The organism is Pseudomonas sp. 1L-E-NC-VB-C3 (assembly GCF_057291535.1).
The window spans coordinates 93,543-116,592 of record NZ_JBXAWD010000012.1 but is presented as its reverse complement, the minus strand read 5'-3'; the positions used below and the strand labels follow the sequence as shown (position 1 = coordinate 116,592).

Annotated in this window: 19 protein-coding genes; 6 read left to right on the top strand and 13 right to left on the bottom strand. The window is 59.3% G+C overall.

The genetic code is table 11. The features are described from left to right. From AC0Z5Z_RS20185 to AC0Z5Z_RS20175, 3 genes are all read right to left on the bottom strand, one after another. Entirely contained in the window at positions 1-795 is a 795-nt protein-coding gene (locus AC0Z5Z_RS20185) for an acyl-CoA thioesterase (protein ID WP_095182218.1), read from the bottom strand. Positions 796-1,028: 233 nt separating this feature from the next. Then, entirely contained in the window at positions 1,029-1,787 is a 759-nt protein-coding gene (locus AC0Z5Z_RS20180; RefSeq protein WP_056788446.1) for a CHAD domain-containing protein, read from the bottom strand. A gap of 103 nt (positions 1,788-1,890) precedes the next feature. Next, entirely contained in the window at positions 1,891-2,169 is a 279-nt protein-coding gene (locus AC0Z5Z_RS20175) for a hypothetical protein (RefSeq protein WP_016770894.1), read from the bottom strand. 214 nt (positions 2,170-2,383) lie between these two features. On the opposite strand from AC0Z5Z_RS20175, the gene AC0Z5Z_RS20170 reads away from it, so the two are divergent. Beyond that, positions 2,384-3,421, top strand: coding sequence for a patatin-like phospholipase family protein (locus tag AC0Z5Z_RS20170; protein WP_110601565.1), 1,038 nt, complete (start codon positions 2,384-2,386; stop codon positions 3,419-3,421). Positions 3,422-3,569: 148 nt separating this feature from the next. Here the strand turns inward: AC0Z5Z_RS20170 and AC0Z5Z_RS20165 are convergent, their stop codons facing one another. The 6 genes from AC0Z5Z_RS20165 to kdpF all read right to left on the bottom strand — a co-directional run bounded on the left by AC0Z5Z_RS20165 (position 3,570) and on the right by kdpF (position 11,749). Next, positions 3,570-4,268: a response regulator gene (locus tag AC0Z5Z_RS20165; RefSeq protein ID WP_056788412.1), complete on the bottom strand. Its 699-nt coding sequence runs from the start codon at positions 4,266-4,268 to the stop codon at positions 3,570-3,572. Between the two features lie 48 nt (positions 4,269-4,316). Continuing rightward, positions 4,317-6,968: a sensor histidine kinase gene (locus tag AC0Z5Z_RS20160; RefSeq protein WP_256809712.1), complete on the bottom strand. Its 2,652-nt coding sequence runs from the start codon at positions 6,966-6,968 to the stop codon at positions 4,317-4,319. 145 nt (positions 6,969-7,113) lie between these two features. Continuing rightward, positions 7,114-7,659 carry a potassium-transporting ATPase subunit KdpC gene (kdpC, locus tag AC0Z5Z_RS20155; protein WP_073472403.1) on the bottom strand — a complete coding sequence of 182 codons (546 nt, stop codon included), beginning with the start codon at positions 7,657-7,659 and terminating at the stop codon, positions 7,114-7,116. Positions 7,660-7,888: 229 nt separating this feature from the next. Beyond that, on the bottom strand, positions 7,889-9,946 hold the full coding sequence (gene kdpB, locus AC0Z5Z_RS20150) for a potassium-transporting ATPase subunit KdpB (RefSeq protein ID WP_252878661.1): 2,058 nt from the start codon (positions 9,944-9,946) through the stop codon (positions 7,889-7,891). A 10-nt stretch (positions 9,947-9,956) separates the two neighbouring features. Beyond that, the gene (gene kdpA / locus AC0Z5Z_RS20145) at positions 9,957-11,651 is read right to left on the bottom strand and encodes a potassium-transporting ATPase subunit KdpA (protein ID WP_016770899.1); all 1,695 of its coding nucleotides are present in this window, start codon (positions 11,649-11,651) and stop codon (positions 9,957-9,959) included. Positions 11,652-11,659: 8 nt separating this feature from the next. Beyond that, a complete protein-coding gene (gene kdpF / locus AC0Z5Z_RS20140; protein ID WP_007899818.1) occupies positions 11,660-11,749 on the bottom strand; it encodes a K(+)-transporting ATPase subunit F in 90 nt (29 codons plus the stop codon). Between the two features lie 398 nt (positions 11,750-12,147). Between kdpF and eat the strand changes: the two genes are divergently transcribed. The 3 genes from eat to AC0Z5Z_RS20125 all read left to right on the top strand — a co-directional run bounded on the left by eat (position 12,148) and on the right by AC0Z5Z_RS20125 (position 14,504). Continuing rightward, on the top strand, positions 12,148-13,512 hold the full coding sequence (gene eat, locus AC0Z5Z_RS20135) for an ethanolamine permease (protein ID WP_375122488.1): 1,365 nt from the start codon (positions 12,148-12,150) through the stop codon (positions 13,510-13,512). Between the two features lie 129 nt (positions 13,513-13,641). Beyond that, the gene (locus tag AC0Z5Z_RS20130) at positions 13,642-13,809 is read left to right on the top strand and encodes a DUF2897 family protein (protein ID WP_016770901.1); all 168 of its coding nucleotides are present in this window, start codon (positions 13,642-13,644) and stop codon (positions 13,807-13,809) included. A gap of 137 nt (positions 13,810-13,946) precedes the next feature. Further along, a complete protein-coding gene (locus AC0Z5Z_RS20125) occupies positions 13,947-14,504 on the top strand; it encodes a TetR/AcrR family transcriptional regulator (RefSeq protein ID WP_041478311.1) in 558 nt (185 codons plus the stop codon). Here AC0Z5Z_RS20125 and fabF read toward each other — a convergent pair. The 4 genes from fabF to AC0Z5Z_RS20105 form a co-directional block, all read right to left on the bottom strand. Next, complete coding sequence (gene fabF / locus AC0Z5Z_RS20120) at positions 14,501-15,775, bottom strand: beta-ketoacyl-ACP synthase II (protein WP_375122490.1); 1,275 nt, start codon at positions 15,773-15,775, stop codon at positions 14,501-14,503. The genes AC0Z5Z_RS20125 and fabF overlap by 4 nt on opposite strands. A gap of 205 nt (positions 15,776-15,980) precedes the next feature. Next, the gene (locus AC0Z5Z_RS20115) at positions 15,981-16,316 is read right to left on the bottom strand and encodes a ComEA family DNA-binding protein (protein ID WP_305381250.1); all 336 of its coding nucleotides are present in this window, start codon (positions 16,314-16,316) and stop codon (positions 15,981-15,983) included. Between the two features lie 110 nt (positions 16,317-16,426). Next, positions 16,427-18,421 carry a polysaccharide biosynthesis protein gene (locus AC0Z5Z_RS20110; protein WP_095182225.1) on the bottom strand — a complete coding sequence of 665 codons (1,995 nt, stop codon included), beginning with the start codon at positions 18,419-18,421 and terminating at the stop codon, positions 16,427-16,429. Between the two features lie 131 nt (positions 18,422-18,552). Further along, complete coding sequence (locus AC0Z5Z_RS20105; RefSeq protein ID WP_143498031.1) at positions 18,553-18,915, bottom strand: hypothetical protein; 363 nt, start codon at positions 18,913-18,915, stop codon at positions 18,553-18,555. Between AC0Z5Z_RS20105 and AC0Z5Z_RS20100 the strand changes: the two genes are divergently transcribed. Next, positions 18,902-21,001 (top strand): glucosyltransferase domain-containing protein, encoded by a 2,100-nt coding sequence (locus AC0Z5Z_RS20100; RefSeq protein WP_485611563.1) that lies wholly within the window; start codon positions 18,902-18,904, stop codon positions 20,999-21,001. The two genes, AC0Z5Z_RS20105 and AC0Z5Z_RS20100, sit on opposite strands and share 14 nt — an antisense overlap. Next, on the top strand, positions 20,998-23,046 hold the full coding sequence (locus tag AC0Z5Z_RS20095) for a hypothetical protein (protein WP_095182227.1): 2,049 nt from the start codon (positions 20,998-21,000) through the stop codon (positions 23,044-23,046). The genes AC0Z5Z_RS20100 and AC0Z5Z_RS20095 overlap by 4 nt, the downstream gene beginning before the upstream one ends. Positions 23,047-23,050: the final 4 nt, after the last annotated feature.

Genomic DNA, 23,050 nt, shown 5'->3' with positions numbered 1-23,050 from the left:
TCAGGCGAAGATCGTCACGGTCTGCCGACTCATGGCAATCAACTCCCCTTTCGCGCTCCACAACTTCGCGGCGACATGGCCGTAACCGTCGGCCGCGTATTCGATGTCGGCCAGGTATTGGCACCAGTCCAGCGTGCTCAAATCGTGTAACGGCTGCACGAATTCGATGGTCCAGGTCAGCGTGCTACCCGGCGCCGGCTTCTTCAGATACGGCAACAGCGCCGGCGGCCAGGCATCCACCAGTGCCAGCAGATGTGCCTCGTTGACCGGCTCCTCTTTGACATCCCCACGCAACCGCACCCAGCCGCCCATCAAGCGCGATGCCGTGCCGGAAAACGGAATACCGCCGACGCTCCAGCGCATCGCCAGATGGCGCATGAATTCCGGGGTCACGCCTTTGATGTAGAGCAGCTCCTGGCATTCGTCCCAGTGTTTCATGGTCGGCGCCGGGTAGGCTTCGACAGCGACTTCCGAGGGCCGCGAGGCACCGAAGCTGCCCTGAATGATCGTCACCACCTGACCATTCTGCATGGCGCGGCCCAACACCTGGCTGACGGCTTTGCCTTCACGCAGCACATCGACTTCGAAACTCACCGGCACTTCCGGCTCGACCGGGCCGACAAAGGTAATCGCCAGCGAACGCACCGGGCGCTCCGTCGGCACCCTGGCGCGCATGGCTTCAAATTGCAGCGCGGCCACCAGTCCGCCAAAACTGGCGCGGCCCTGCCCCCATTCGGCGGGGATGATTACTTCAGGTTGTTGGCGGACAGCATCGAGCAGATCGCAAAAGCGCATGGCAACCTCGGAAAACGAGAAAGGAATGCGCGGATCTTACCCAGCCCCGGGCGGCGGCGCAGCGTCTATTCCGGTCAAATGGGCTGACAGATAGGCCTTGGCACTTTTCGATTTCGCCGCAAAACCCTTGTAGGAGCTGTCGAGTGAAACGAGGCTGCGATCTTTTGATCTGTTTGCAAATCAAAATCAAAAGATCGCAGCCTTCGGCAGCTCCTACAGGGGATGCGCAAGCTTCAGGATTTGAAACACGTAGCGCTGAGCTTTTCCAGCACTTGATCGGCCTTCAGCTCTGCCTTGATCAACCCGGCCTGCCAGGTGGCCACGCACGGCTGCAGATCAGCCTCCTGTTCGGCGCGCGCCAGCCATTGCCAGCAATCGTGCCAGTCGCCCAGTGCGCCTTGCGCGGATTTCAGGCGTTTGTAGGCCGGCTTCGGCAAGCGATCGAGCTCGGGATAGGCTTCGATGCCATAGCGCACACGCTTGATCAGCAGGCGCAGGCGATGGCGGTCATGGGCGGGATCGTGCAGCGCTTCGTCGAGTTTCTGCCATTGTTTGCCCAGGCGTTTTTCAATGCGTTTATCCAGATCTTTGAGCAAGCCCTGACGCTCGGACGCGCGCAGAAACCGTGGAAAGGCGTCGAGAATCATCAGCAACGAAGCCAATTCCGCACTCGCCGCCAGCGCCGGATACGCCTCGGCCATTTGCGCCAGACGCCGCTGCGCAGCCTCGGGCTGATCATGCTCGAGCAGATACGCCGCGAGCACTTCGCGATCACGCCACGGTGTGGTCAACTCGCCCACCGCAGACGCCGCCGCCTCCAGTTGCTCGACACCCGGCAAGCCGCGCAACGGCCGCAACAGACTGCGCAAGCGCCGCACCGTGGTGCGCAAATCATGCAACGCCTCGGGATCAGTGCGCGCAGTCAGGCGCGCCTGACATGCCAGTAGCCGCACATCCAGGCTCAACACATGAGCCACCAAGCGATCGATCATGGGGTCTACTCCGTAGACAGCTACAAGCTTCTAGCTACAAGCTTCAAGCTGAATGTGATTGCTTCAAAGCTTGCGGCTTGCAGCTAGAAACTTGCAGCTGCTGTTAACGTCCTGCGCGGGATTCGCGAATGTAGAAGCGGGCTTTCTCGGCTTTCTTGCTGCAGCCTTCGAAGCCTTCGAATTGTTGCTGGGTCTTGGCGGCGGTCAGCAGCGACAGCGCTTTGGAATAGCTGACGGTGCCGGCGAAGCCTTCAGCCTTGGCCAGGTCCAGTTCGTGCCAGGCCGCGTCGAGTTGGCTGCCGCAGCTGTCGCGGTACGCGGTTTTGCCGGCGCAACCGGCCAGAACCAGAGCCATCAACGGTACACAGATCCAGGCTTTCATCACTCACACCTCAAGGTAGGTCAACAGTCGTGCAGGTAAGACGGTCAAGCGGTGAAAAAGTGCCTCGCTGATCGGTCAAACCACGTGGCGCAGAGCATAGCGCGCAAGCGTGCGCCGCGAACGGAAAACGACGTCACCGCTTCGCGCAACGACCTTGGCGATTGAGCCGCTTGGCCGATGCGTGCATTGTGCAGGCTTGTCCGGAGGAAGTTTGATGAAAAAGCGTGTCGCACTGGTGCTGGGCTCCGGTGGCGCCCGGGGCTATGCCCATATCGGCGTTATCGAAGAAATTGAAAGACGCGGCTACGATATCGCCTGCATTGCCGGTTGTTCGATGGGCGCGGTGGTCGGCGGGATCTATGCCGCCGGCAAACTGGATGAGTACCGCCGCTGGATCGAAAGCCTTGATTACCTCGACGTGCTGCGTCTGGTCGATGTGAGTTTCCGTCTCGGCGCGATTCGCGGTGAAAAGGTCTTCGGGCAGATTCGCAAGATCGTCGGCGAGATCAACATCGAAGACCTGCGCATCCCCTACACCGCCGTCGCCGCCGACCTGACCAATCAGCAGGAAATCTGGTTTCAGGAAGGCTGCCTGCATCAGGCCATGCGCGCCTCGGCGGCGATTCCCAGCCTGTTTACCCCGGTGATGCAGGGCAACCGCATGCTGGTCGACGGCGGCATTCTCAATCCGTTGCCGATCGTTCCGGTGGTGTCGAGCCATTGCGACCTGATCATCGCGGTCAACCTCAACGCCACCAATCAGCGCCAGTACAAGTTGCCGGTGATCGAGCGGCCGGCGGCGTTCCGTTCGCGCTTCGACAGTCTGATCAAATCCATGGGTTCGAAGTTGCCGTTCCGCCGTAAACAGGCCGAGCAATTGTTGAAGCTGGAACAGGAAGCCTTGCGCGCCGAGGCGGCGGAGATCAATCCGTGGCTTGAGGGCGTCGAGCCGGAAAGCCAGCAACCGGCCTCCGCCCCGGAACGCGAAGGCGCGCCGAAATCCGCCACCGGCTCGTTCATCATCGATAACGTCGGGCCGGCGTCGCTGCTGGATCTGATCAACCAGAGTTTCGAGGTGATGCAGACCTCACTGGCGCAGTACAAGATTGCCGGGTATCCGCCGGATATCCTGATCAACGTGCCGAAGCGGGTGTGCCGGTTTTTCGAGTTCTACAAAGCGCCGGAGTTGATCGCGCTGGGGCGGGAGATTGCCAGTGATACGCTGGATCGGTATGAGCAGGAGCAGGGTTGATTACCTGAAGGCTGTGGGTGAATGTTCCGGCCTCATCGCGGGCAAGCCCGCTCCCACAGGGTTCTCGGGGGGAATGAAATCTGGGTGATACATAGCTCACTGTGGGAGCGGGCTTGCCCGCGATGGCGCCCGACCATACAACACAAAACTACAACCCATCAGCACTCAACAACCGATACCCCACCCCCGCCTCAGTCACGATAAACCGCGGCCGGGTCGGGTCATCCGCCAGTTTCTGCCGCAGGTGCCCGACCACGATGCGCAGATAATGACTGTCCTCGGTGTGCGTCGGCCCCCAGATATCCTTGAGCAACTGCTGCTGGGTGATCACCCGCCCCGGATGCCGCGCCAGTTGCGCCAGCACCGCATATTCCTTGCGGGTCAGGGCGACTTCGGCGCCGTCGAGCAGCACGCGCCGATAGGCCAGATCCACGGTCAGAGGGCCGAAACTCAGCGCCGCTGGCTGCGCCTCCCCCGCCGGTGCCTGGCGCAACAACGCGCGAACCCGGGCGAGAAATTCCTGAATGCCGAACGGTTTGGTCACGTAGTCGTTCGCGCCGCCATCCAGCGCTTCGACCTTTTGCCCTTCACTGGCGCGCACCGACAGCACCAGTACCGGCGTGGTCGCCCATTCGCGCAACTCGCGCAGGACCTGCTGACCGTCCATGTCCGGCAACCCGAGGTCGAGCACCACCAGGTCAGGTTTGCTCAGCGCGGCTTGTGCCAGGCCTTCAGCGCCAGTGCCGGCTTCGAGCACTTTGTAGCCTTGTGAAGCGAGGCTGATGCGCAGGAATTTGCGGATCTGCGGTTCGTCGTCGATGACCAAAATGGTCGCGGTCTGGCTCATGAATTCACATCAACACAATAGATTGGCAAGAGAGTAGCGCAGTCGACTTCAAGCTTCACCGTCCATCCCCGGTTGCGCCTGCAACGGCAGGTGCAAGGTGATGCAGGTGCCGCGCCCGTCGATGCCGTCAGCCACAGAAATACGCCCGCCGTGCGCGCCGACCATGCCCTGACAGATCGCCAGCCCCAACCCCGTGCCCTGCCCGCCGCGATCACCGCGCGCGGCGGTGTAGAACATGTCGAAAATCTTCGCTCGGTCCTCTTCAGGGATCCCCGGGCCTTCATCGCTGACCGAAAAGAAAATCTCCTGCTCATCGGCACCCGCGCGCAGTTGCAGGCGACCGTGGCTGGGCGAAAATCGCGCGGCGTTTTCCAGCACGTTAACCAGCGCCTGTTCGATCAGCGCCGCGTGCACATACAGCAGCGGCAACTCGGCCGGCACTTCGGTGCTGACCTGCAGCGGCGCCAGCACGGCGCGAAGGCGATTGAGCGAGCTGCCGACGATATCGGCCGGCGATACCCAGTCGCGCGCCAGCTTCAAGGCGCCGTGGCCGAGGCGGGTCATGTCGAGCAGGTTCTGGATGTAGCGGTCGAGGCGTTCGGCCTCATCGCGGGTGCCTTCGAGCAGCTCGCGGCGATCCTCCAGCGGGATCGCTTCGCCGAGGGCCAGCAGGCTGTCGATGCTGCCGCGCATGGCCGTCAGCGGCGTGCGCAAATCGTGGGACACCGAGGCCAGCAAGGCGCTGCGCAATTGTTCGGTTTCGCCGTGCAGACGCGCCGCTTCGAGGTCATCGGCCAATTGCGCACGAGCCAAGGCTTGCGCCAGCGGCTGGCTCAGCGCAGTGAGCAAGCGCCGGCGCTGACCGCTCAAGCTCTGGCCTTCCTTGGCGCAAACACCAAGCAACGCCAGCGGCCCGTCCTCGACCGACAACGGCCACCACCACCAACGCCCCAGCGGCAAGGTGCCGGTGCCCTTGCCCGCCGGTTGATCGTGTTGCCAGGCCCAATCGGCGGCGGCGCGTTCGGCCTCGGTGAATTGCAGCGGCCCGCCGGTTTCGACTTTCCAGCCGCCCTGGCCGTCGCGGTTGAGCAAGCACAATTGCACATCGCTCCAGCCTTCGAGGTGTTGCGCGGCAGCGCTAATCACGGCTTGGCGATCCGTCGCGGCGGTGAGTTTGCGCGACAGGTCGAGCAGTTCGCTGGTCTCTTCCTGCGTATCGCGCAAGGCCTGCAACTGCCGCCGCTGACGCGCCGCGAGGTTGCCGGTGAGCGCCGCCATCAACAGGAAGAACAGCAGCGTCAGCACGTCTTCTTCGCGCTGAATGCTGAAGGAGAAATTCGGTGGAATGAACAGAAAATCGTAGGTCAGAAACGACAGCGCCGCACAGGCCAGCGCCGGGCCGAGGCTACTGCGCACCGCCACCAGCAACACCGCCGCGAGAAAAACCAGCGAGATGTTCGGCAGCGGCAACACACTCGACACCGCCCAGGCCAGGGCCGTGGCCAACAACGTCGCGACCAGCGCCAGCGCGTAGTCGAACCACACCAGCGTGACTGAATTGCGCGGGCGCGGTTGGCGCTGCTCGTGGTCACTGTCGAGCACGTTGATTTCCAGACCGTGCGCCTGACGCAGCAGGCGCGCCGCCAGACCACCGCCGAACAGTCGACGGCGCAGACGTGGCCGCGACTGGCCGACCAGCAACAGACTGGCGCGGCGTTCGGCGGCGTGTTGAATCAGGGTTTTCGCCACTTCGCCGGCCCGCAACAGCACCACTTCGCCACCGAGGCGTTCGGCCAGTTGCTGGGCGCTTTGCAGGCGCAACCGTGATTGCTCATCCCGCGCACTGCCGTTGTCGACATGTACCAGACTCCACGGCAGATGTCGGCGCTGGGCGACGCGGCTGGCGTGACGCACCAGCCGTTCGGCCTGCGCATCGCCATCGATACCGACCAGCAAACGCCCGCGCACCGCCGGCGCGGCCTGGCCGAGTTGGCGATAGCCTTGGGCGAGGTCGTTGTCGACCTGCGCGGCGGCGGTCTGCATCGCCAGTTCACGCAGGGCGGTAAGGTTGGTCTGGGTGAAAAAAGCGTCGATCGCAGCGCGGGCCTGTTCCGGCACGTAGACCTTGCCTTCGCGCAGACGCTCGAGCAATTCACGCGGCGGCAGGTCGATCAGCAGCAGCTCGAAGGCTTCCTGCAGGACCCAGTCCGGCAGGGTTTCGCGCACCTGTACGCCGGTGATGCCGCGCACCTGATCGTTGAGGCTTTCCAGGTGCTGGACGTTGACCGTGGTGTACACGTCGATGCCGGCGGCGAGCAGTTCCTGAATGTCTTGCCAGCGCTTGGCGTGACGACTGCCGGGGGCGTTGCTGTGGGCCAGTTCATCGACCAGCACAAGCTTCGGCTTGGCGGCGAGAATGCCGTCGAGGTCCATTTCCTCAAGCAGCACGCCACGGTATTCGCTGCGCACCAACGGCTGCTGCGGCAGGCCACCGAGCAAGGCTTCGGTTTCGGCGCGGCCATGGGTTTCGACCACGCCGGCCAGGACCTTCACGCCCTGGCGCAGTTGCGTGTGGGCAGCCTGGAGCATGGCGTAGGTCTTGCCGACCCCGGGGGCGGCGCCGAGAAAAACCTTGAGCCGGCCACGGCCATCGCGGGGCAGGTCTGCTAACAGTGCGTCGGCGCGGCCGGAGTCGCTCATGCTTGATGTTCTCTCTTACGAATGATCGTTCCCACGCTCTGCGTGGGAATGCAGTCCGGGACGCTCTGCGTCCCATAAAAGCAGACGCAGAGCGTCTATTGATGCATTCCCACGCAGAGCGTGGGAACGATCGGTATCAACTGAATTACAGGTTTTGCAGTGCCAGATTCAGCTCCAGCACATTCACCACCGGCGGCCCAACCAGCGGCTGTTCGATGTGCTTATCGAGCAATTGCTGCAAGGTCGACACCGGCAGGTTACGCGCTGCTGCGACACGCGCCAGTTGATAGGCAATTGCCGCCGGTGGCAAGTGCGGATCGAGGCCGCTGGCGGAGGTGGTCAGCAAGGCCAATGGCACCGGCCCCTGCCCAGCGACTTGTTGTTTTTGCGCGTCTTCGATTACGCGGGTCGCGAGGGCCGGATTGCTCGGCGCGAGGTTGCTGGCGCCGCTGGCGACGGTGGCAAAAGCCCCGGCGGACGGCCGTGGGTGGAACCAGTTGTCGCCGCTGAAATCCTGAGCAATCAGCGCCGAGCCGCGGACTTTGCCGTCGGCGTCGTGGATCAGGCTGCCATTGGCCTGATCCGGGAAAGCGACCTGGGCGATGCCGGTGACCGCGAGTGGATAGGCGACGCCGGTGATCAGGGTCATCAGCGCCAACAGGGTCAGGGCCGGGCGTATCATTGTGGACATTTCAAGATCCTCGAATTCGTTGGACAAACTTTTGCGGGGTGTCAGGGAGATTTTCCCCCCTCACCCCAGCCCTCTCCCCCAAGGGGGCGAGGGGGAAAGGGAGCCGATCCTTGCGCTGTTCAAAACCTGAGTTAGGCTCGGAATTTCAGGTCGGCGAACCTCGCACAAACACCTCGGTCAGTCCCCTCTCCCTTTGGGAGAGGGCTAGGGTGAGGGGCTCTTTTGAGCCTTACACCAGATGCAACGCCGTAAGCAGCATGTCGATCACCTTGATCCCCACGAACGGCACGACAATCCCGCCGACGCCATAGATCAGCAGATTGCGCCGCAGCAACGCCGCCGCACTCGCTGCTTGCACACGCACGCCGCGCAATGCCAGTGGAATCAGCACAACGATGATCAAAGCGTTGAACACGATGGCCGAGAGAATCGCGCTCTGCGGACTGCTCAGATGCATGATGTTCAGCACGCCCAGCTGCGGGTAAATCGAGGCGAACAGCGCCGGCAGAATTGCGAAGTATTTGGCGATGTCGTTGGCGATGGAAAAGGTCGTCAGCGCGCCACGGGTCACCAGCAATTCCTTACCGATCTGCACCACGTCGAGCAGCTTGGTCGGGTCGCTATCGAGATCGACCATGTTCGCCGCTTCGCGTGCTGCTTGTGTGCCATCGTTCATCGCCATGCCGACGTCTGCCTGGGCCAGCGCCGGGGCGTCGTTGGCGCCGTCGCCGCACATGGCGACCAGGCGACCGTCGTTCTGCTCGTGACGAATGCGCGCGAGTTTCTTCTCCGGCGTGGCTTCGGCGAGCACATCATCGACGCCTGCTTCAGCGGCGATCGCAGCAGCGGTCAGCGGGTTGTCGCCGGTGACCATCACCGTACGAATTCCCAGTTTGCGCAACTCGGCAAAACGCTCACGGATGCCTGGCTTGACCACGTCCTTGAGATGGATCGCACCAAGCAATTTGCCGTCAGCGCAGACCAGCAACGGCGTGCCACCACTTTGGGCGATCTTGTCGATTTCCCGCGCCAGCGCCGGGGCCAGATCGGTGCGCTGCTGACCGAGAAACGCCAGCAGCGAATCCACCGCCCCTTTGCGATATACGCGGCCCTGATAATCGACGCCAGACAAGCGGGTTTCCGCGCTGAACGGCACGGCGGTCAGGGTTTCCGGGGCCGGCTCAGGTTGTGGATGCAGACCACGAAGGAACTCGACGATCGACTTGCCTTCAGCGGTTTCGTCGGCCAGCGAAGCAAACAACGCGCCTTCGGCCAGCTCACGGCCGCTCACACCCGGCGCGGCATACACCGCGCTGCAACGACGGTTGCCGAAGGTGATGGTGCCGGTCTTGTCGAGCAACAGCACATGCACGTCACCCGCCGCCTCCACCGCGCGGCCGGACTTGGCGATCACATTCAGGCGCACCAGCCGATCCATCCCGGCGATACCGATAGCCGACAGCAGACCGCCGATGGTGGTCGGGATCAGCGTGACCAATAACGCGACAAGGAACACCAGCGGCAGGCTGCCATTGGCGAAATGCGCGAACGGTTGCAGGGTGACGACCACCAGCAGAAAGATCAGGGTCAGGCCGATCAGCAGGATATCCAGCGCGACTTCGTTGGGGGTCTTCTGACGCTTGGCGCCTTCGACCAGGGCGATCATGCGGTCGAGGGTCGATTCGCCAGGGTTGGTGGTGATCTTCACCAGCAGCCAGTCGGACACCAACCGCGTGTTGCCGGTGACGGCGGAACGGTCGCCGCCGGACTCGCGGATCACCGGCGCCGATTCGCCAGTGATCGCCGCTTCGTTGACCGCCGCGATACCTTCGATGACTTCGCCGTCACCGGGGATCATCTCCCCGGCTTCGACTCGCACCACGTCGCCCTTGCGCAGATTGGCAGCCGGCACGATCTTGAAGCTGCCATCGGCTTGGCGGCAGCGGGCGCTGAGGCCTTCGCTGCCGGCCTTGAGGCTGTCGGCGCGGGCCTTGCCACGACCTTCGGCCAGGGCCTCGGCAAAGTTGGCGAACAGCACGGTGAACCACAGCCACAGGGCGATTTGTGCGGCGACAAAGGTCGGCACATCAGCGTCCGGAATGAAGCACAGCACGGTGGTGAAAATCGCCGTCAGTTCGACCACCAGCATCACTGGCGAACGCGCCAATTGCCGAGGGTCGAGCTTGACGAAGGCTTGCACCAGCGCCGGACGCCACAGGGCCGAGATCGCGGTTTTGGCTTGTTCCGGCGCTTTGACGGCGGCGGGTTTGATTGCAGGCATATTCATGATGGATTCCTTAGAAGCCCATACTTAAATGTTCGGCGACAGGACCGAGCGCCAGCGTCGGCAAGAACGTCAGGCCGCCCACCAGCAAAATGGTCACGGTCAACAGGGTCACGAACAGCGGGCCGTGGGTCGGGAAGCTGTTCTGGCCGACCGGTGCGCTTTTCTTCATCGCCAGGCTACCGGCCAGTGCCAGCACCGGCAGGATGTAGCCGAAGCGGCCGATCAACATGCCCAGGCCGAGCATCAGGTTGTGGAACGGCGTGTTCGCGCCCAGGCCACCAAATGCCGAACCGTTGTTGGCGCTCGCCGAGGTGTAGGCATAGAGCAACTGACTGAAGCCATGCGGGCCGGGGTTGCTGATGGTTGCCGCAGCGCTGGGAACCGTGGCGGCAATCGCGCCGAGCACCAGCACGCCGACCGGCATCACCAGCAGCGTCACCACCAGCAATTGCACTTCGCGGGCCTGGAGTTTCTTGCCGAGGTATTCCGGCGTACGACCGATCATCAGACCGGCGAGGAACACCGCGATCAGCACGTTGAGCAACATGCCGTAGAGCCCGGCACCGACACCGCCGAAGATCACTTCGCCGACCATCATGTTGACCAGCGCGACCATGCCGCTGAGCGGGTTGAGGCTGTCGTGCATGCCGTTCACCGAGCCGTTCGACGCCGCCGTGGTAGTCACCGACCACAGCACCGTCGCGGTAGTACCGAAGCGCGCTTCCTTGCCTTCCAGCGGCGCAGTCTGCTCGACGGCGGCATTGTTCAGGGTCGGATTCGGCTGATACTCAGCCCACAACGATGTCGCACCGCCGATCAGGAACAGCGCCAGCATGCAGGCGATGATCGCGCGGCTCTGGCGCAGATCCTTGACGTAATGGCCGAAGGTGAACACCAGCGCCACCGGGATCAGGATGATCGAAGCGACTTCGAACAGGTTGCTCCACGCGGTCGGGTTCTCGAACGGGTGCGCCGAGTTGACCCCGAAGAAACCGCCACCGTTGGTGCCCAGTTGCTTGATCGCAATCTGGCTGGCGGCCGGGCCGAGCGGGATCACCTGATCGACGCCTTGCAGGGTCACGGCATTTACATACTGGGCGAAGGTTTGCGGCACGCCCTGCCAGACCAGGTACAGCGCCAACAGCAGGCACAGCGGCAGCAGGCCATAGAGGGTGGCGCGGGTCATGTCGACCCAGAAGTTGCCGAGGGTCTGCGCCGACTTACGGCCGATCCCACGGCACAGCGCGACAAGTACGGCGAGGCCGGTGGCGGCGCTGACGAAGTTCTGCACGGTGAGACCGACCATCTGGCTCAGGTAGCTGAGGGTCGCTTCGCCGCTGTAGGACTGCCAGTTGGTATTGGTCATGAAACTGACCGCGGTGTTGAACGCCTGGGTCCATTCCTGGCCCGGCAGGTTTTGCGGGTTCAGCGGCAGGTGATCCTGGAACAGCAGAATCGCAAACAGCAACAGGAAACCTGCAAGGTTGAACGCCAGCAGCGCCAGCGTGTACTTCTGCCAGCTCTGCTCCGCCTGCGCATCGACCCCGGCAAGACGATAGCAACCGCGCTCGACCGGGCCGAGAATCGGCGTCAGCCAGGTGCGCTGGCCCTCCATCACCTTGTAATAGAAGCGCCCAAGGAACGGCGCCGGCAGCAGGACCAGCGCAAAAAACCCGAGGATCAGCCAATAGTCATAACTGTGCATAGCCGCTCCTAGTTCCGGTCCGCGCGCAACAGCGCAACCAACAGATAAATGAACAGCCCCACTGCCAACAGCAGTGACACCCCGTCCAGAACGCTCATGGAAGATCTCCGTGTAACGGCGTATTGCCGTGTGTGCAGCGATTGTCGGGAAGGAGGCTGTAAAGGAACGAGAGCGAGGCGCGGCGTGGGTCATAAAGAAAGCGTAAAGAGTGGGTTTATGCGGGCTTTACGGCTGAGTTTCGTGGTGTTTGGGCTGCGCCTTCGCGAGCAGGCTCGCTCCCACCGGGGCAACGCATTTCAAAATGTGGGAGCGAGCCTGCTCGCGAAGACGGCATCACCGACAACATCGCACCCAACTGGCGCACAAAAAGCAGCTATCCCCACCCGAACATCCCCCCTGCGACAGCTTTGAACTCATTACGACTTGTTTCACGGTAGTGGCACGCCCACTGCACACGCTCTCCCTCGAGCTTTCCAACCATTGCGGGAGCAAGCGCATGAACACACAACTCAAACCCACGCTGGGCACGTTCCACCTGTGGGGTATTGCCGTGGGGCTGGTGATTTCCGGGGAATATTTCGGCTGGAGTTACGGCTGGGGCGTGGCCGGTACGCTGGGTTTTCTGGTGACCTCATTCATGGTCGCGACCATGTACACCTGCTTTATCTTCAGCTTTACCGAACTGACCACCGCGATTCCCCATGCCGGCGGGCCGTTTGCCTACAGCCGCCGCGCGTTTGGCGAAAAAGGCGGATTGATCGCCGGACTGGCCACACTGATCGAATTCGTCTTCGCCCCGCCAGCGATTGCCTTGGCGATTGGCGCGTATCTCAATGTGCAATTTCCGGCACTCGACCCGAAACACGCGGCGGTCGGGGCGTACATCGTGTTCATGGGCCTGAACATTCTCGGGGTGAAACTGGCCGCGACGTTCGAGCTGATCGTCTGCGTGCTGGCGGTGGCTGAGTTGCTGGTGTTCATGGGCGTGGTCGCGCCGGCGTTCAGCTTCAGCAACTTCGCGCTGAATGGTTGGGCCGGTTCCGACGTCTTCGGCGCGCCGGCAATTGCCGGGATGTTCGCGGCAATTCCATTTGCAATCTGGTTCTTCCTCGCCATCGAAGGCGCCGCCATGGCCGCCGAGGAAGCCAAGGACCCGAAACGCACGATCCCAAAAGCCTACATAAGCGGCATCCTGACGCTGGTGCTGCTGGCAATGGGCGTGATGTTCTTCGCTGGCGGCGTCGGCGACTGGCGCACCTTGTCCAACATCAACGACCCACTGCCGCAGGCGATGAAAACCGTGGTCGGCGACAACTCCGGCTGGCTGCACATGCTGGTCTGGATCGGCCTGTTCGGCCTGGTCGCCAGTTTCCACGGCATCATCCTTGGTTATTCGCGGCAATTCTTCGCCCTCGCCCGCGCCGGTTACCTGCCCGCCTCATTGGCAAAACTGTCGCGCTTCCAGACCCCGCACCGCGCAATCATCGCTGGCGGCCTTATCGGCATCGCGGCGATCTACAGCGACGGTCTGATCAACCTCGGCGGCATGACACTCACCGCCGCGATGATCACCATGGCCGTGTTCGGCGCCATCGTGATGTACATCATGAGCATGCTCAGCCTGTTCAAACTGCGTAAATCCGAGCCAAACCTGGAGCGCACCTTCCGCGCGCCGTGCTATCCGCTGGTTCCACTGATCGCGCTGGTGCTAGCGGTGGTTTGCCTGGTAGCGATGGCGTGGTTCAACACACTGATCGGGCTGATTTTCCTCGGTTTCATGGCGGTGGGGTTCTGCTACTTCATGCTCACCGGGCAACTGCGCGCCGATGCGCCGGCGGATGCGATGTTGACCGGTCTGTAACACGGTTCGGGTGTGCCGGGCATAAGCGGCCTAGAATGGAACCACTGCGAAGTCGTTTCGCTCAAAGGTGGTATGCAGCATCGCACGGCGAAGTCCTCGCCCGTCGAGCTGCCATTAAGGAGAGCCGTTATGCCCTGGTATGCCTGGTTGATTCTGGTCGTTGCGATCGGCTCGATTGTCGGCGGATTGATGATGTTGCGCGACACCGCCAACAAGGTCGAACTGACCGATGAAGAACGCAAGCGCGTCGCACAGCGCAATGCCGAAGCGGATGCCAAGGATGCGCAAGACCGCTGATACCAACCCCGCCGCAATGGCGGGGTTTGTTTTTTCAGCACAATGGGACTTACCCGCAGGCTGTTTAGATTTTAGAAGTACAGTCACCATTTAATCTTCCGTGGTTAAGATGGCAGCATCGTCGCGGAGAGCTCCACATGCGTTACTCGCCAGATCACAAAGCCCAGACCCATCAACGCATCATCAAGGAGGCTTCCGCCCGATTTCGCAAGGACGGTATCGGCGGCACCGGCCTGCAGCCTTTGATGAAAGCCCTGGGCTTGACCCATGGCGGTTTCTACTCGCACTTCAAATCCAAGGAAGAGTTGGTCGAAAAAGCCCTGCAAGAGGCCGGCGAGCAAGTCGCGGGCCTGTGCGAAGAAATCTTCGCGCAGGAAAACCCTCTGCAAGTGTTCATCGACACCTACCTGTCAGAGTGGCATCAGACCTCGCCCGACGAAGGCTGCCCGCTGCTGACCATTTCCTCGGAGCTGGGCCTGCGCGGCCAACCAAGCCCCACCAGCGACGAAGTCCTCAATGCTCGCCTCGAACAAATTCAAGGCACGCTCGAAGGCGAGAACAGCGCCGATCGCAGCATTGTCATCATGGCCACCCTGGCTGGCGCATTGCTGCTGTCACGCAGCGTCGCGGATGCCGACTTCGCTCAGCGCATCCTCGACGTCACCCGCGAACATCTCAAGCAATCGAGCGATTAACCTTCCCAGCGTTTGAACAACACGCTCGCATTGACCCCGCCAAAACCAAAGCCGTTGGACAAGGCATATTCGATTGACATGGAGCGCGCCTCGCCATGCACGATGTCTACCCCTTCGCTCGCCGGATCCGGGTTTTCGAAGTTGAGCGTTGGTGGCACCACCTGATCACGAATCGCCAGCAGCGTGAAAATCGCCTCCAGCCCACCCGCCGCGCCGAGCAAATGACCGGTAGCGGATTTGGTCGAAGTCACGGCGATCTTGTTCTCCGTGCCAAACAACGCCTTGATCGCCGCCAACTCGCCCAAATCGCCGACCGGCGTCGACGTCGCATGTGCGTTGAGATGCTGCACCTGCTCCGGCGTCACACCGCCCTGAGCCAGTGCCAATTGCATCGCCCTGCGAGCGCCACTGCCGTCTTCCGGACCGGCGGTCAGGTGATAGGCGTCGGCGGTGGTGCCGTAACCGACCAGTTCGGCCAGCGGCTTCGCACCGCGTGCAAGCGCATGCTCCAGCGACTCGATGACCAATAGACCGGCGCCCTCGCCCATCACGAAACCATCGCGCCCACTGTCGAAGGGACGCGAAGCTTTTTCCGGGGTGTCGTTGTAGCCGCTGGACAGCGCCCGCGCCGCCGCGAAACCGGCGAGACTGACGCGATCAATCGAAGCTTCCGCACCGCCACATACAGCGATGTCCGCCTCCCCCGCCCTGATCAACCGCGCTGCATCGCCGATCGCCTGAACCCCGGCGGCACATGCGGTAACCGGAGCGCCCAACGGCCCTTTAAGGCCATGCTGGATCGAGACATGACCCGCCGCGAGATTGACCAGAAACGATGGAATGGTGAACGGCGACAAACGCCGAGGACCACGGCTGTCAGTGGTACGCACCGCATCGGCAATCGCACCGAAACCACCGACACCCGAGCCGATGATTGTTGCAGTGCGCTCCTGGCTTTCAGCGTCCGCCGGATGCCAGCCGGCCTGCTCCAGCGCCTGCCGCGCCGCTTCCATGGCAAACATGATGAAGCGATCCATCTTCTTCTGTTCCTTGGGCGGCGTCGCACGATCCGGATCAAACCCGGCCTCGGCATCCTCCTCCACCGTCGGCACACTGCCGCCGACCCGGGTCGGCAGATCAGCCACGACTGCATCTGGCAAGTTGCGCAACCCGGAACGACCGGCCAGCAAACGCTGCCAGACGATTTCAACATCACTGCCCAAGGGTGAAACCAGGCCCATGCCCGTGACGACGACTCGACGTTGGTTCATATCGTGGTTACCCCTTATCAATTCAAAATTCGACGTGCATCGGTGTGCTGCGATTCGGCTGCTGAATCAGTCCCGAGCGAAATTATTATAGGCATAATCAAGACACAATATGATACCCGTAATTTTTAGCATTCAGACATCCAACAGATCGGCACCCAATAAAAAGGCCGGTCAATGACCGGCCTCTCGGCGTTGAACTGTCAGCTTAGTTCACTTCCAGCTTGTCACGGTTGCGATCCAGAATCGCCTTGCCAATCCCCTTCACTTCCAGCAACTCATCCACCGACGCAAACGGCCCGTTTGTATCGCGATACGCAACAATCGCCTGCGCCTTCGCCTCACCCACACCCGCCAACTCCTTCTGCAACGTCGCCGCATCCGCGCCGTTGAGATCGACCTTGGCGCTTGCCGAGGGCGCAGCCGCATCCATCAGCAACGGCGCTTTTGTTGACTCGGTCGGCGCTACAGGCGCAGCAATGGCAGCGATCGAGGCGCTGGTGAGGAAAGCAAAGATCAGCGAGTAGAAATAACCGGTACGCATAAGTGACGCTCCATCATCGTTTTAGAAAGCAGCTTTTCCCAAGCTGCTCTCTAAACGTAGGTCATGACGGAGGGAAGTCAAAAATGCGAGCGTTACAGGATGTGAAATAATCAGGGTTCGAGGCGGCGTTGCTGGTAGATCCAGTCGACAATCTCGCCGTCCGGGGTGTAGCCGCTCACCGTTTCGCGCAGAACCTGGCGGACGCGGGAGTAGTCATCCACGTCGACAGCCGCGAGCAGCTCACCCAAACGTGACTTCAGAACATCCCATGGCAGATGATCCTCATTGGCGGTCATGATCATCGGATGCGGCGTGGCTGCAACATTGTCGCCGATCAGCAGTTCCTCGTAGAGTTTCTCTCCGGGACGCAACCCTGTGAACTCGATGGAAATATCGCCCTGAGGGTTTCGCTCGGAACGAATACTCAAACCGGACAGATGAATCATTTTCTCGGCCAGTTCCACGATTCTCACCGGTTCGCCCATGTCCAGCACGAACACATCACCGCCCTGCCCCATGGATCCTGCCTGAATCACCAGTTGCGCAGCTTCCGGAATCGTCATGAAGTAGCGAGTGATTTTCGGGTGGGTAACCGTCAGCGGACCGCCGGACTTAATTTGACTGTGAAACAGCGGGATCACCGAGCCGGACGAGCCCAGTACGTTGCCGAAACGGACCATGGTGAAGCGGGTTTTGTTGACCCGGGAAATATTGGCCTTGTCGCCAAACAGGACAGGGGCGATTTCGTGACTCAAGGCTTGAAGGATCAATTCGGCCAAACGCTTGGTGCTGCCCATCACGTTGGTGGGCCGGACAGCCTTGTCGGTCGAAATCAGCACAAAGTTCGAAACACCGGCCTGCAATGCGGCTTGAGCCGTATTAAGTGTTCCCATCACATTGTTCAGCACGCCTTCGGCAATGTTGTGCTCCACCATCGGCACATGCTTGTAAGCCGCAGCGTGGTAGACCGTGTCCACGCTCCAGGTCTTCATGACATCCAGTATTTTTTCCGGGTGGCGAATCGAACCCAGAATGGGCAGCAACTTTGTCGATACCGACTCACGATCCGCACGCTGCTCCAACTCGGAAAGAATGCTGTAAAGGTTAAATTCGCTGTGCTCGAACAGCAAAAGCGATTTTGGCCCCAGTGAAAAGATCTGCCGGCACAACTCGGAACCTATTGATCCCCCCGCCCCAGTCACCATCACCGTTTTGCCCTTAATGCAGCGCTCAAGCAAATCATGCTGCGCCGGGACCGCGTCCCGCCCGAGCAAGTCCGCAATATCGACTTCCTGAATGTCATCGACCTTCACGCGACCGCTGGCCAGGTCGGTAAAATTAGGAACACTGCGCACGTGCAAAGGAAAGCCCTCCAGCATATTGAGGATTTCCCTGCGTCGAGCACGGGTCGAAGACGGCAGTGCCAGCAAAATTTCTTGCGCACCGGTGACGTCGATCATTTGTTGAATATGTTTGGGTTTATAGACTTGGAGACCGGAGATTGAGCGGTCCGAGATTCCTGAGTCATCATCGATAAAGGCTACGGGACGCATCGCCCTTCCCATGCGCAACGCAGCGACAAGCTGATTGCCAGCTACGCCCGCCCCGTAGATCGCCACTTTGGTCAGACCATCATCACGATTGGCAAAAGGAACGTGCTGAGCGGCGGTGAACCAGTCCCCCATGAAGTACTGGCGCATGCAGAGACGAAGCCCGCCGATGATCACAAGGCTGAGCCACCAATAATTGAAGATGATCGAGCGCGGCACGATGGCTTCGTGATTACTGTACCAATAGACCACCAAAGCCAGGATCAGCGAGGACAGACTGACTGCTTTAATGATCACCACCAGCGCGTCATTACCGAAATAACGCATCACTGCCCGGTACATGCCGAACCGTATGAATAGAGGAATGGCGACGAGCGGAGCACAGACAAACAACCACAAGTGCACTTTCAACGGATTGACCATCTCGTCGATACCCAGACGGACGATAAACGCCAACCACAAGGCTACCCAGACGAGCAAAACATCTGTAAGCACCTGAATCAATCGCTTCTGGCGGCGCGGTAAACCCAGCAAGAACTCGCGCATTCTGTCCATATTCCCCTGTACCAATCTGGCCTGCTCCCTTTGGTTAATCGGCGGGTACATTGTACGGAGGTAGTGAACTTCGTTACAGAAAAAAGAATGTGATGAGGACGTGGCCCCTAACGAGCCGCCATCACTGAATCTTACGGTGATCTCACCGCCCCCATTCGTTTATCACCCGTCACCTGCACCATGCGATGTCTGTGCTGCGACATCATGATCGAGTGAGTATACTGCGCAGCAAATTTCCTGCACCTCGCCACCGCGAATTCGGGATCAAAAAAGAAAACCCGACCTGGGATGATTTTTCCAATGCCCCGGGCACGAAAAGGCTTTGTTGTTGACGCGACTGCTCGCTGGTGTACGGCCAGTAACAGCGAAAGTGAAGACATTACAATCAGAATGACGAAAAGGAAGTGAAAGCAAGTGACGACAACAGGGCGCGGCATTAACTTGAAAAACATTGTCAAATGGGTCCTTCCCTGCATTTTCATGACGTTGGTCATCGCTTTTATTCTGTTGAAAAGCCCTGCACTGGATCCTGTCGTCAGTATTAGCACCAGCCAATTCCCTGCGACGCAGTCCCAGTTGTTTTACAAACGCATGGATGACTATAAGGAAAGAAATTCCAAAATCAGCAAACTGGATATGGAGAACCATACCTTTAGCTTTGCGTTGCCAAAGTACGATGAGAATCTGCGCTGGGACCCATTGGAAAAATCCGGTTCCTTCTATGTCAAGGCTGTGACAATCAGCGTGCTGGTTTATACCCGCTCTATTGAACTCGACAACCTGACGCCGATGGCACAGATTGAGGCGTCCGCCCGCGAAACGACAATTGTCAAATTCACAACGCCGTCGGGTGCGACTGACCCACAGATAAACATTCACCTTAACTACAAGCTACTCGACAAAGTGCGCTACGTTTTCGCGCTCTTGCTCGGACTGGCCAGCGCATTTGCCATTCTTTCCTGGATCAAATGGCATTCACGGATCCTAGACTTCCTGCAGGGTGATCGCGGTTGTACCGCACAATTGAAATCATTCTTCAGACAAGAAAACTTCAGTCTTAACGAATTCACAAAGTTACTCGGCATCGGGGTTTTTCTTAATATAATCCCGGTCGTCAATTTCTTTTTGTCTGTTGATGATGAACGGGGCGCCTTCCGTACCGACCCATCCATCTGGATCGCCGATGGCCGATGGACAGCCTATCTGGTAGAGAAGTTTATCTTCCCTCAGCCAGTAATGCCTTTCGTTCCTAATCTTTTCTTTTACGCCTGCGTAGCGCTGGCGTACATGTTCCTGATCAGGGCACACCGTCTTACATTCGGCTGGATTGCCGCCCTGGCCTACTGCATTTTCATTGCGCACCCGATTTGGTGGTTCATTGGCGAGTTCTACTCCAACATTCCTTCGATCGGTGTAGGCGTACTGGCACTGTCGATCGGCATCTTTGTATTTTCAAAATGCCGTATCGGCGACGACTTGAAAGGCAAAACTGCCCGCTTGGCGTTGCTTTCCAGCGTATTGCTGTCCGTGGCAATCGGCGCCTACCAATCACTGGTCATGTTCTATATTGTTGCCGGTCTCGGTGTCGTTCTTTTCAACTTCCGAAAAGACAACCCGACAGCCGTACTATCAATTTATCCGACAATCCAGCGTGCAGCCTTGTTGCTCGGCACCCTCGTTGGCGGCGTTGCTTTCTATGTCATCATAAACAAGCTTGCCCAACTGGCTTACCCTTCCGACCGTGGTTACATCGATAATTTTCTACGTATCAACGAACTGATCGCGGATCCTGTTCTAATTACCAAACTGGTTTTGTTAGAAGCGTGGAAACTTTACTCAGGCTCCCCTCTGAGCTACGGCGTTTCATTCTTCAGTGCGGCCGTCGCATTGGGATTTGCAGCCCTCTTCCTAGTCACACAGAATACTTGGAAAGCTGCTTTGTGGATGACTCTCCTCATCGGAGCATTGTTGATCTCCCCATTCCTGCTGAACTTCGTCGCCGGAGGTATTTATTTGCCTCTGCGCGCCATGCTGGCCATTTCCTTTGTTGCGTGGTTCACCACGATCATCGTTCTGGAAAAACAGGGGCTGTTGCGGATCCTCGGCGCTGCGCTCGCAGTCACACTGCTATTCCAGATGATTTCGGTAAATGGTCAATACTCGGCAAGCACAATGATGGCCACGACCCACGACCGATTCACCGCCGAGGCGCTTTACGATCGAATCAGCAAGGCCAACCCCGAATTTGACAAGAATGAACGCATCATGGTCGATGTTTATGGGCGAATGCCATTCGCGAGCCGCTATCCAGGCCCGGAAACCTCGACCATGAGTTCTTCGTTTTTCGATTGGGACCAAGGCAACGTCTATCGCATGCTGGAATACATGCGCCTGATCGGTTTCTCGAATGTTTATGCCATGGGCAACGCGCTGCGTATTCCGTTGACGCCGCACTTTGACAACATGCCGGTATGGCCGGCAGAAGGCTCCGTGCGATATGAAAACGGCGTTTATCTTGTCAAGTTGAGCGAAGTTGCCGACCCGACGCACGCACAGTACAAGCGAGTCGAGTCGCAATGATTAACAAGGCAGGCATGCGACCCTTTTTCGCCTACCTTGCGCTTGCCGGGCTGTCTTTGCTGGCAGCACTTGCGTCCCTTTATCTCGCCAAGGCAACCGGTACGTTCGACGCCACCAGACACAACATTTGCTTGAGCATTGATTCGTCATCCAAAGGCGTGACGCAACTGTTCTGGCCCAGCGAATCTGGCGCTTTCAGTGAATCACAATCGGATTCGCACAGAATCGACGCCGGTACTCAGCGTGTTTGCTTCTCGGTCGCGACAGGTCAGCGCTTCCTGCGCTGGGATCCTAACAACGTTGCGTCCGAGATGCGTGTCAGCCAAGGCGAAATAAACTTTTGGGGGCTGCGGCAAGCGCTGCCGCTAAGCGTTCTGGCTCCTGCCAATGCACCAACGTCATTGTCGACCGAAGCGTCTTCGGTCACATTGACGTTTGATAATGACGACCCGCAAATCAAGTTCGAAATCAGCGAGTCGGTCAGGTTCAAGGAAATAGCTTATAGCGCAGCGCTGCTGACTTTCGCTTATTGGCTGATCCTGAGCTGCACGCTGTTCATCCTCGGGAAAATAATTTTCGACGAAAGCATCGCCTATCGCATGTCGGTATTAGCGGCGCTTCTTTTGATAGCCGTATATCAATTAACCGGACTTATTGCGGTGGGCGATGGTGCGGGCTGGGACGGCAACGCCTATTTGAATCTTCTGTTCGACTGGAAAAATTCCGGGCATATTCCTGTCACGGATCCCTACCGTATCAGTCGCCTCACCGGCTTTTTTCCAACAGTAGTAGCAGAGTTCCTGCTAGATCTGACCAGACAACAGCTTTTATATGTACAGATGTCTTTCAATGTGCTCGGTATCAGCGCAGCCGCCGGGCTATTTACTGACTACTTGATGAAGTCCGGCATCCCGACCAGGCGGGCAGTGCACTACACAACTGCCTTACTTTTGACGTGGCCAATCCTGGTCATGTCGACTTACTACCCCCTTTTAAGCGACCATTTGGCAATAGTGCTGTCGTGCTGGAGCTTGTGGTGCTTTTCGCACAAACACTTCAAATGGCTACTGGCAACCTGCCTGATAGCACCATTGATCATGCCAGGCTTGTTTCTCCTGCCGCTGACGCTTCTCACCTTCTCACAGCCAGAAACGCAAGCTTCCTTCATCAACCGTCTGACTTTCGGCATGAAAGTCAGGATGCTGGTTTTTCTAGGTCTGGCTGCCGCCATGGTAGGTTATGCGTGCCTGTGGTTCACACGTATCGAAGACAGCGAACTATTACATGTCGGTTCTACACTTGCCTCGGGCATTCCTGGACTCAGATGGCTTAGCTCCACTTACTTGATTCTGGCCCTGATTGGCGTTGCCTGGCTTTGGAGTCGACTTCTGGGGCGTGATGGTGCGTTGCCAGTATTGTCCATCAAGTGGTTTTTCCTGGCCGCCATTGCGACGGCGTGCGGCCATGCCATTCTCTACTTCGGACTGGACTGGAGCCAGGGATTCCGAGGCCCGGACTTAGTGCAGAACATGTTTTATCAAGGTTTGAATACGCCATTCAAACCCATCCTCTCGCACTTTAGTTATTTTGGCCCATGCTTGCTTATTGCCTTGCAGCTAGTGTGGACCAGCAATCGAAGCGCGCGCACGGTGCGCGCCGTACAAATTGCCATATTGGGATTCTTGCCACTGTTGGTCGTCGGTTCCGAAAGCCGCCAATGGATCGCCATTCTTCCATTTCTGGTAGCGTACGTTGCGCAATCCGGAGTTTCGGATAAAACCACGAAGCTGATTCTTTATTTTTCCCTGCTGATGGCGACCCCATTATTCTGGCTGGCCAAGTCCATAGCCAGCGCCTTTGCATCGGGCTTACCCATGAGTGATCCATTGTGGCAGCTGTACTTTGGGCGTCAGGGACCATGGATGTCGCATTCGACGTACCTGATCACTGCGATTGCGTGCATGATCTTCATGGCTGCATGGTGGCTGACACGGCCAACCACCCCTAAATCGGCGGATTACGTCGGCTCAGACCTGCCAGATTGAGCCG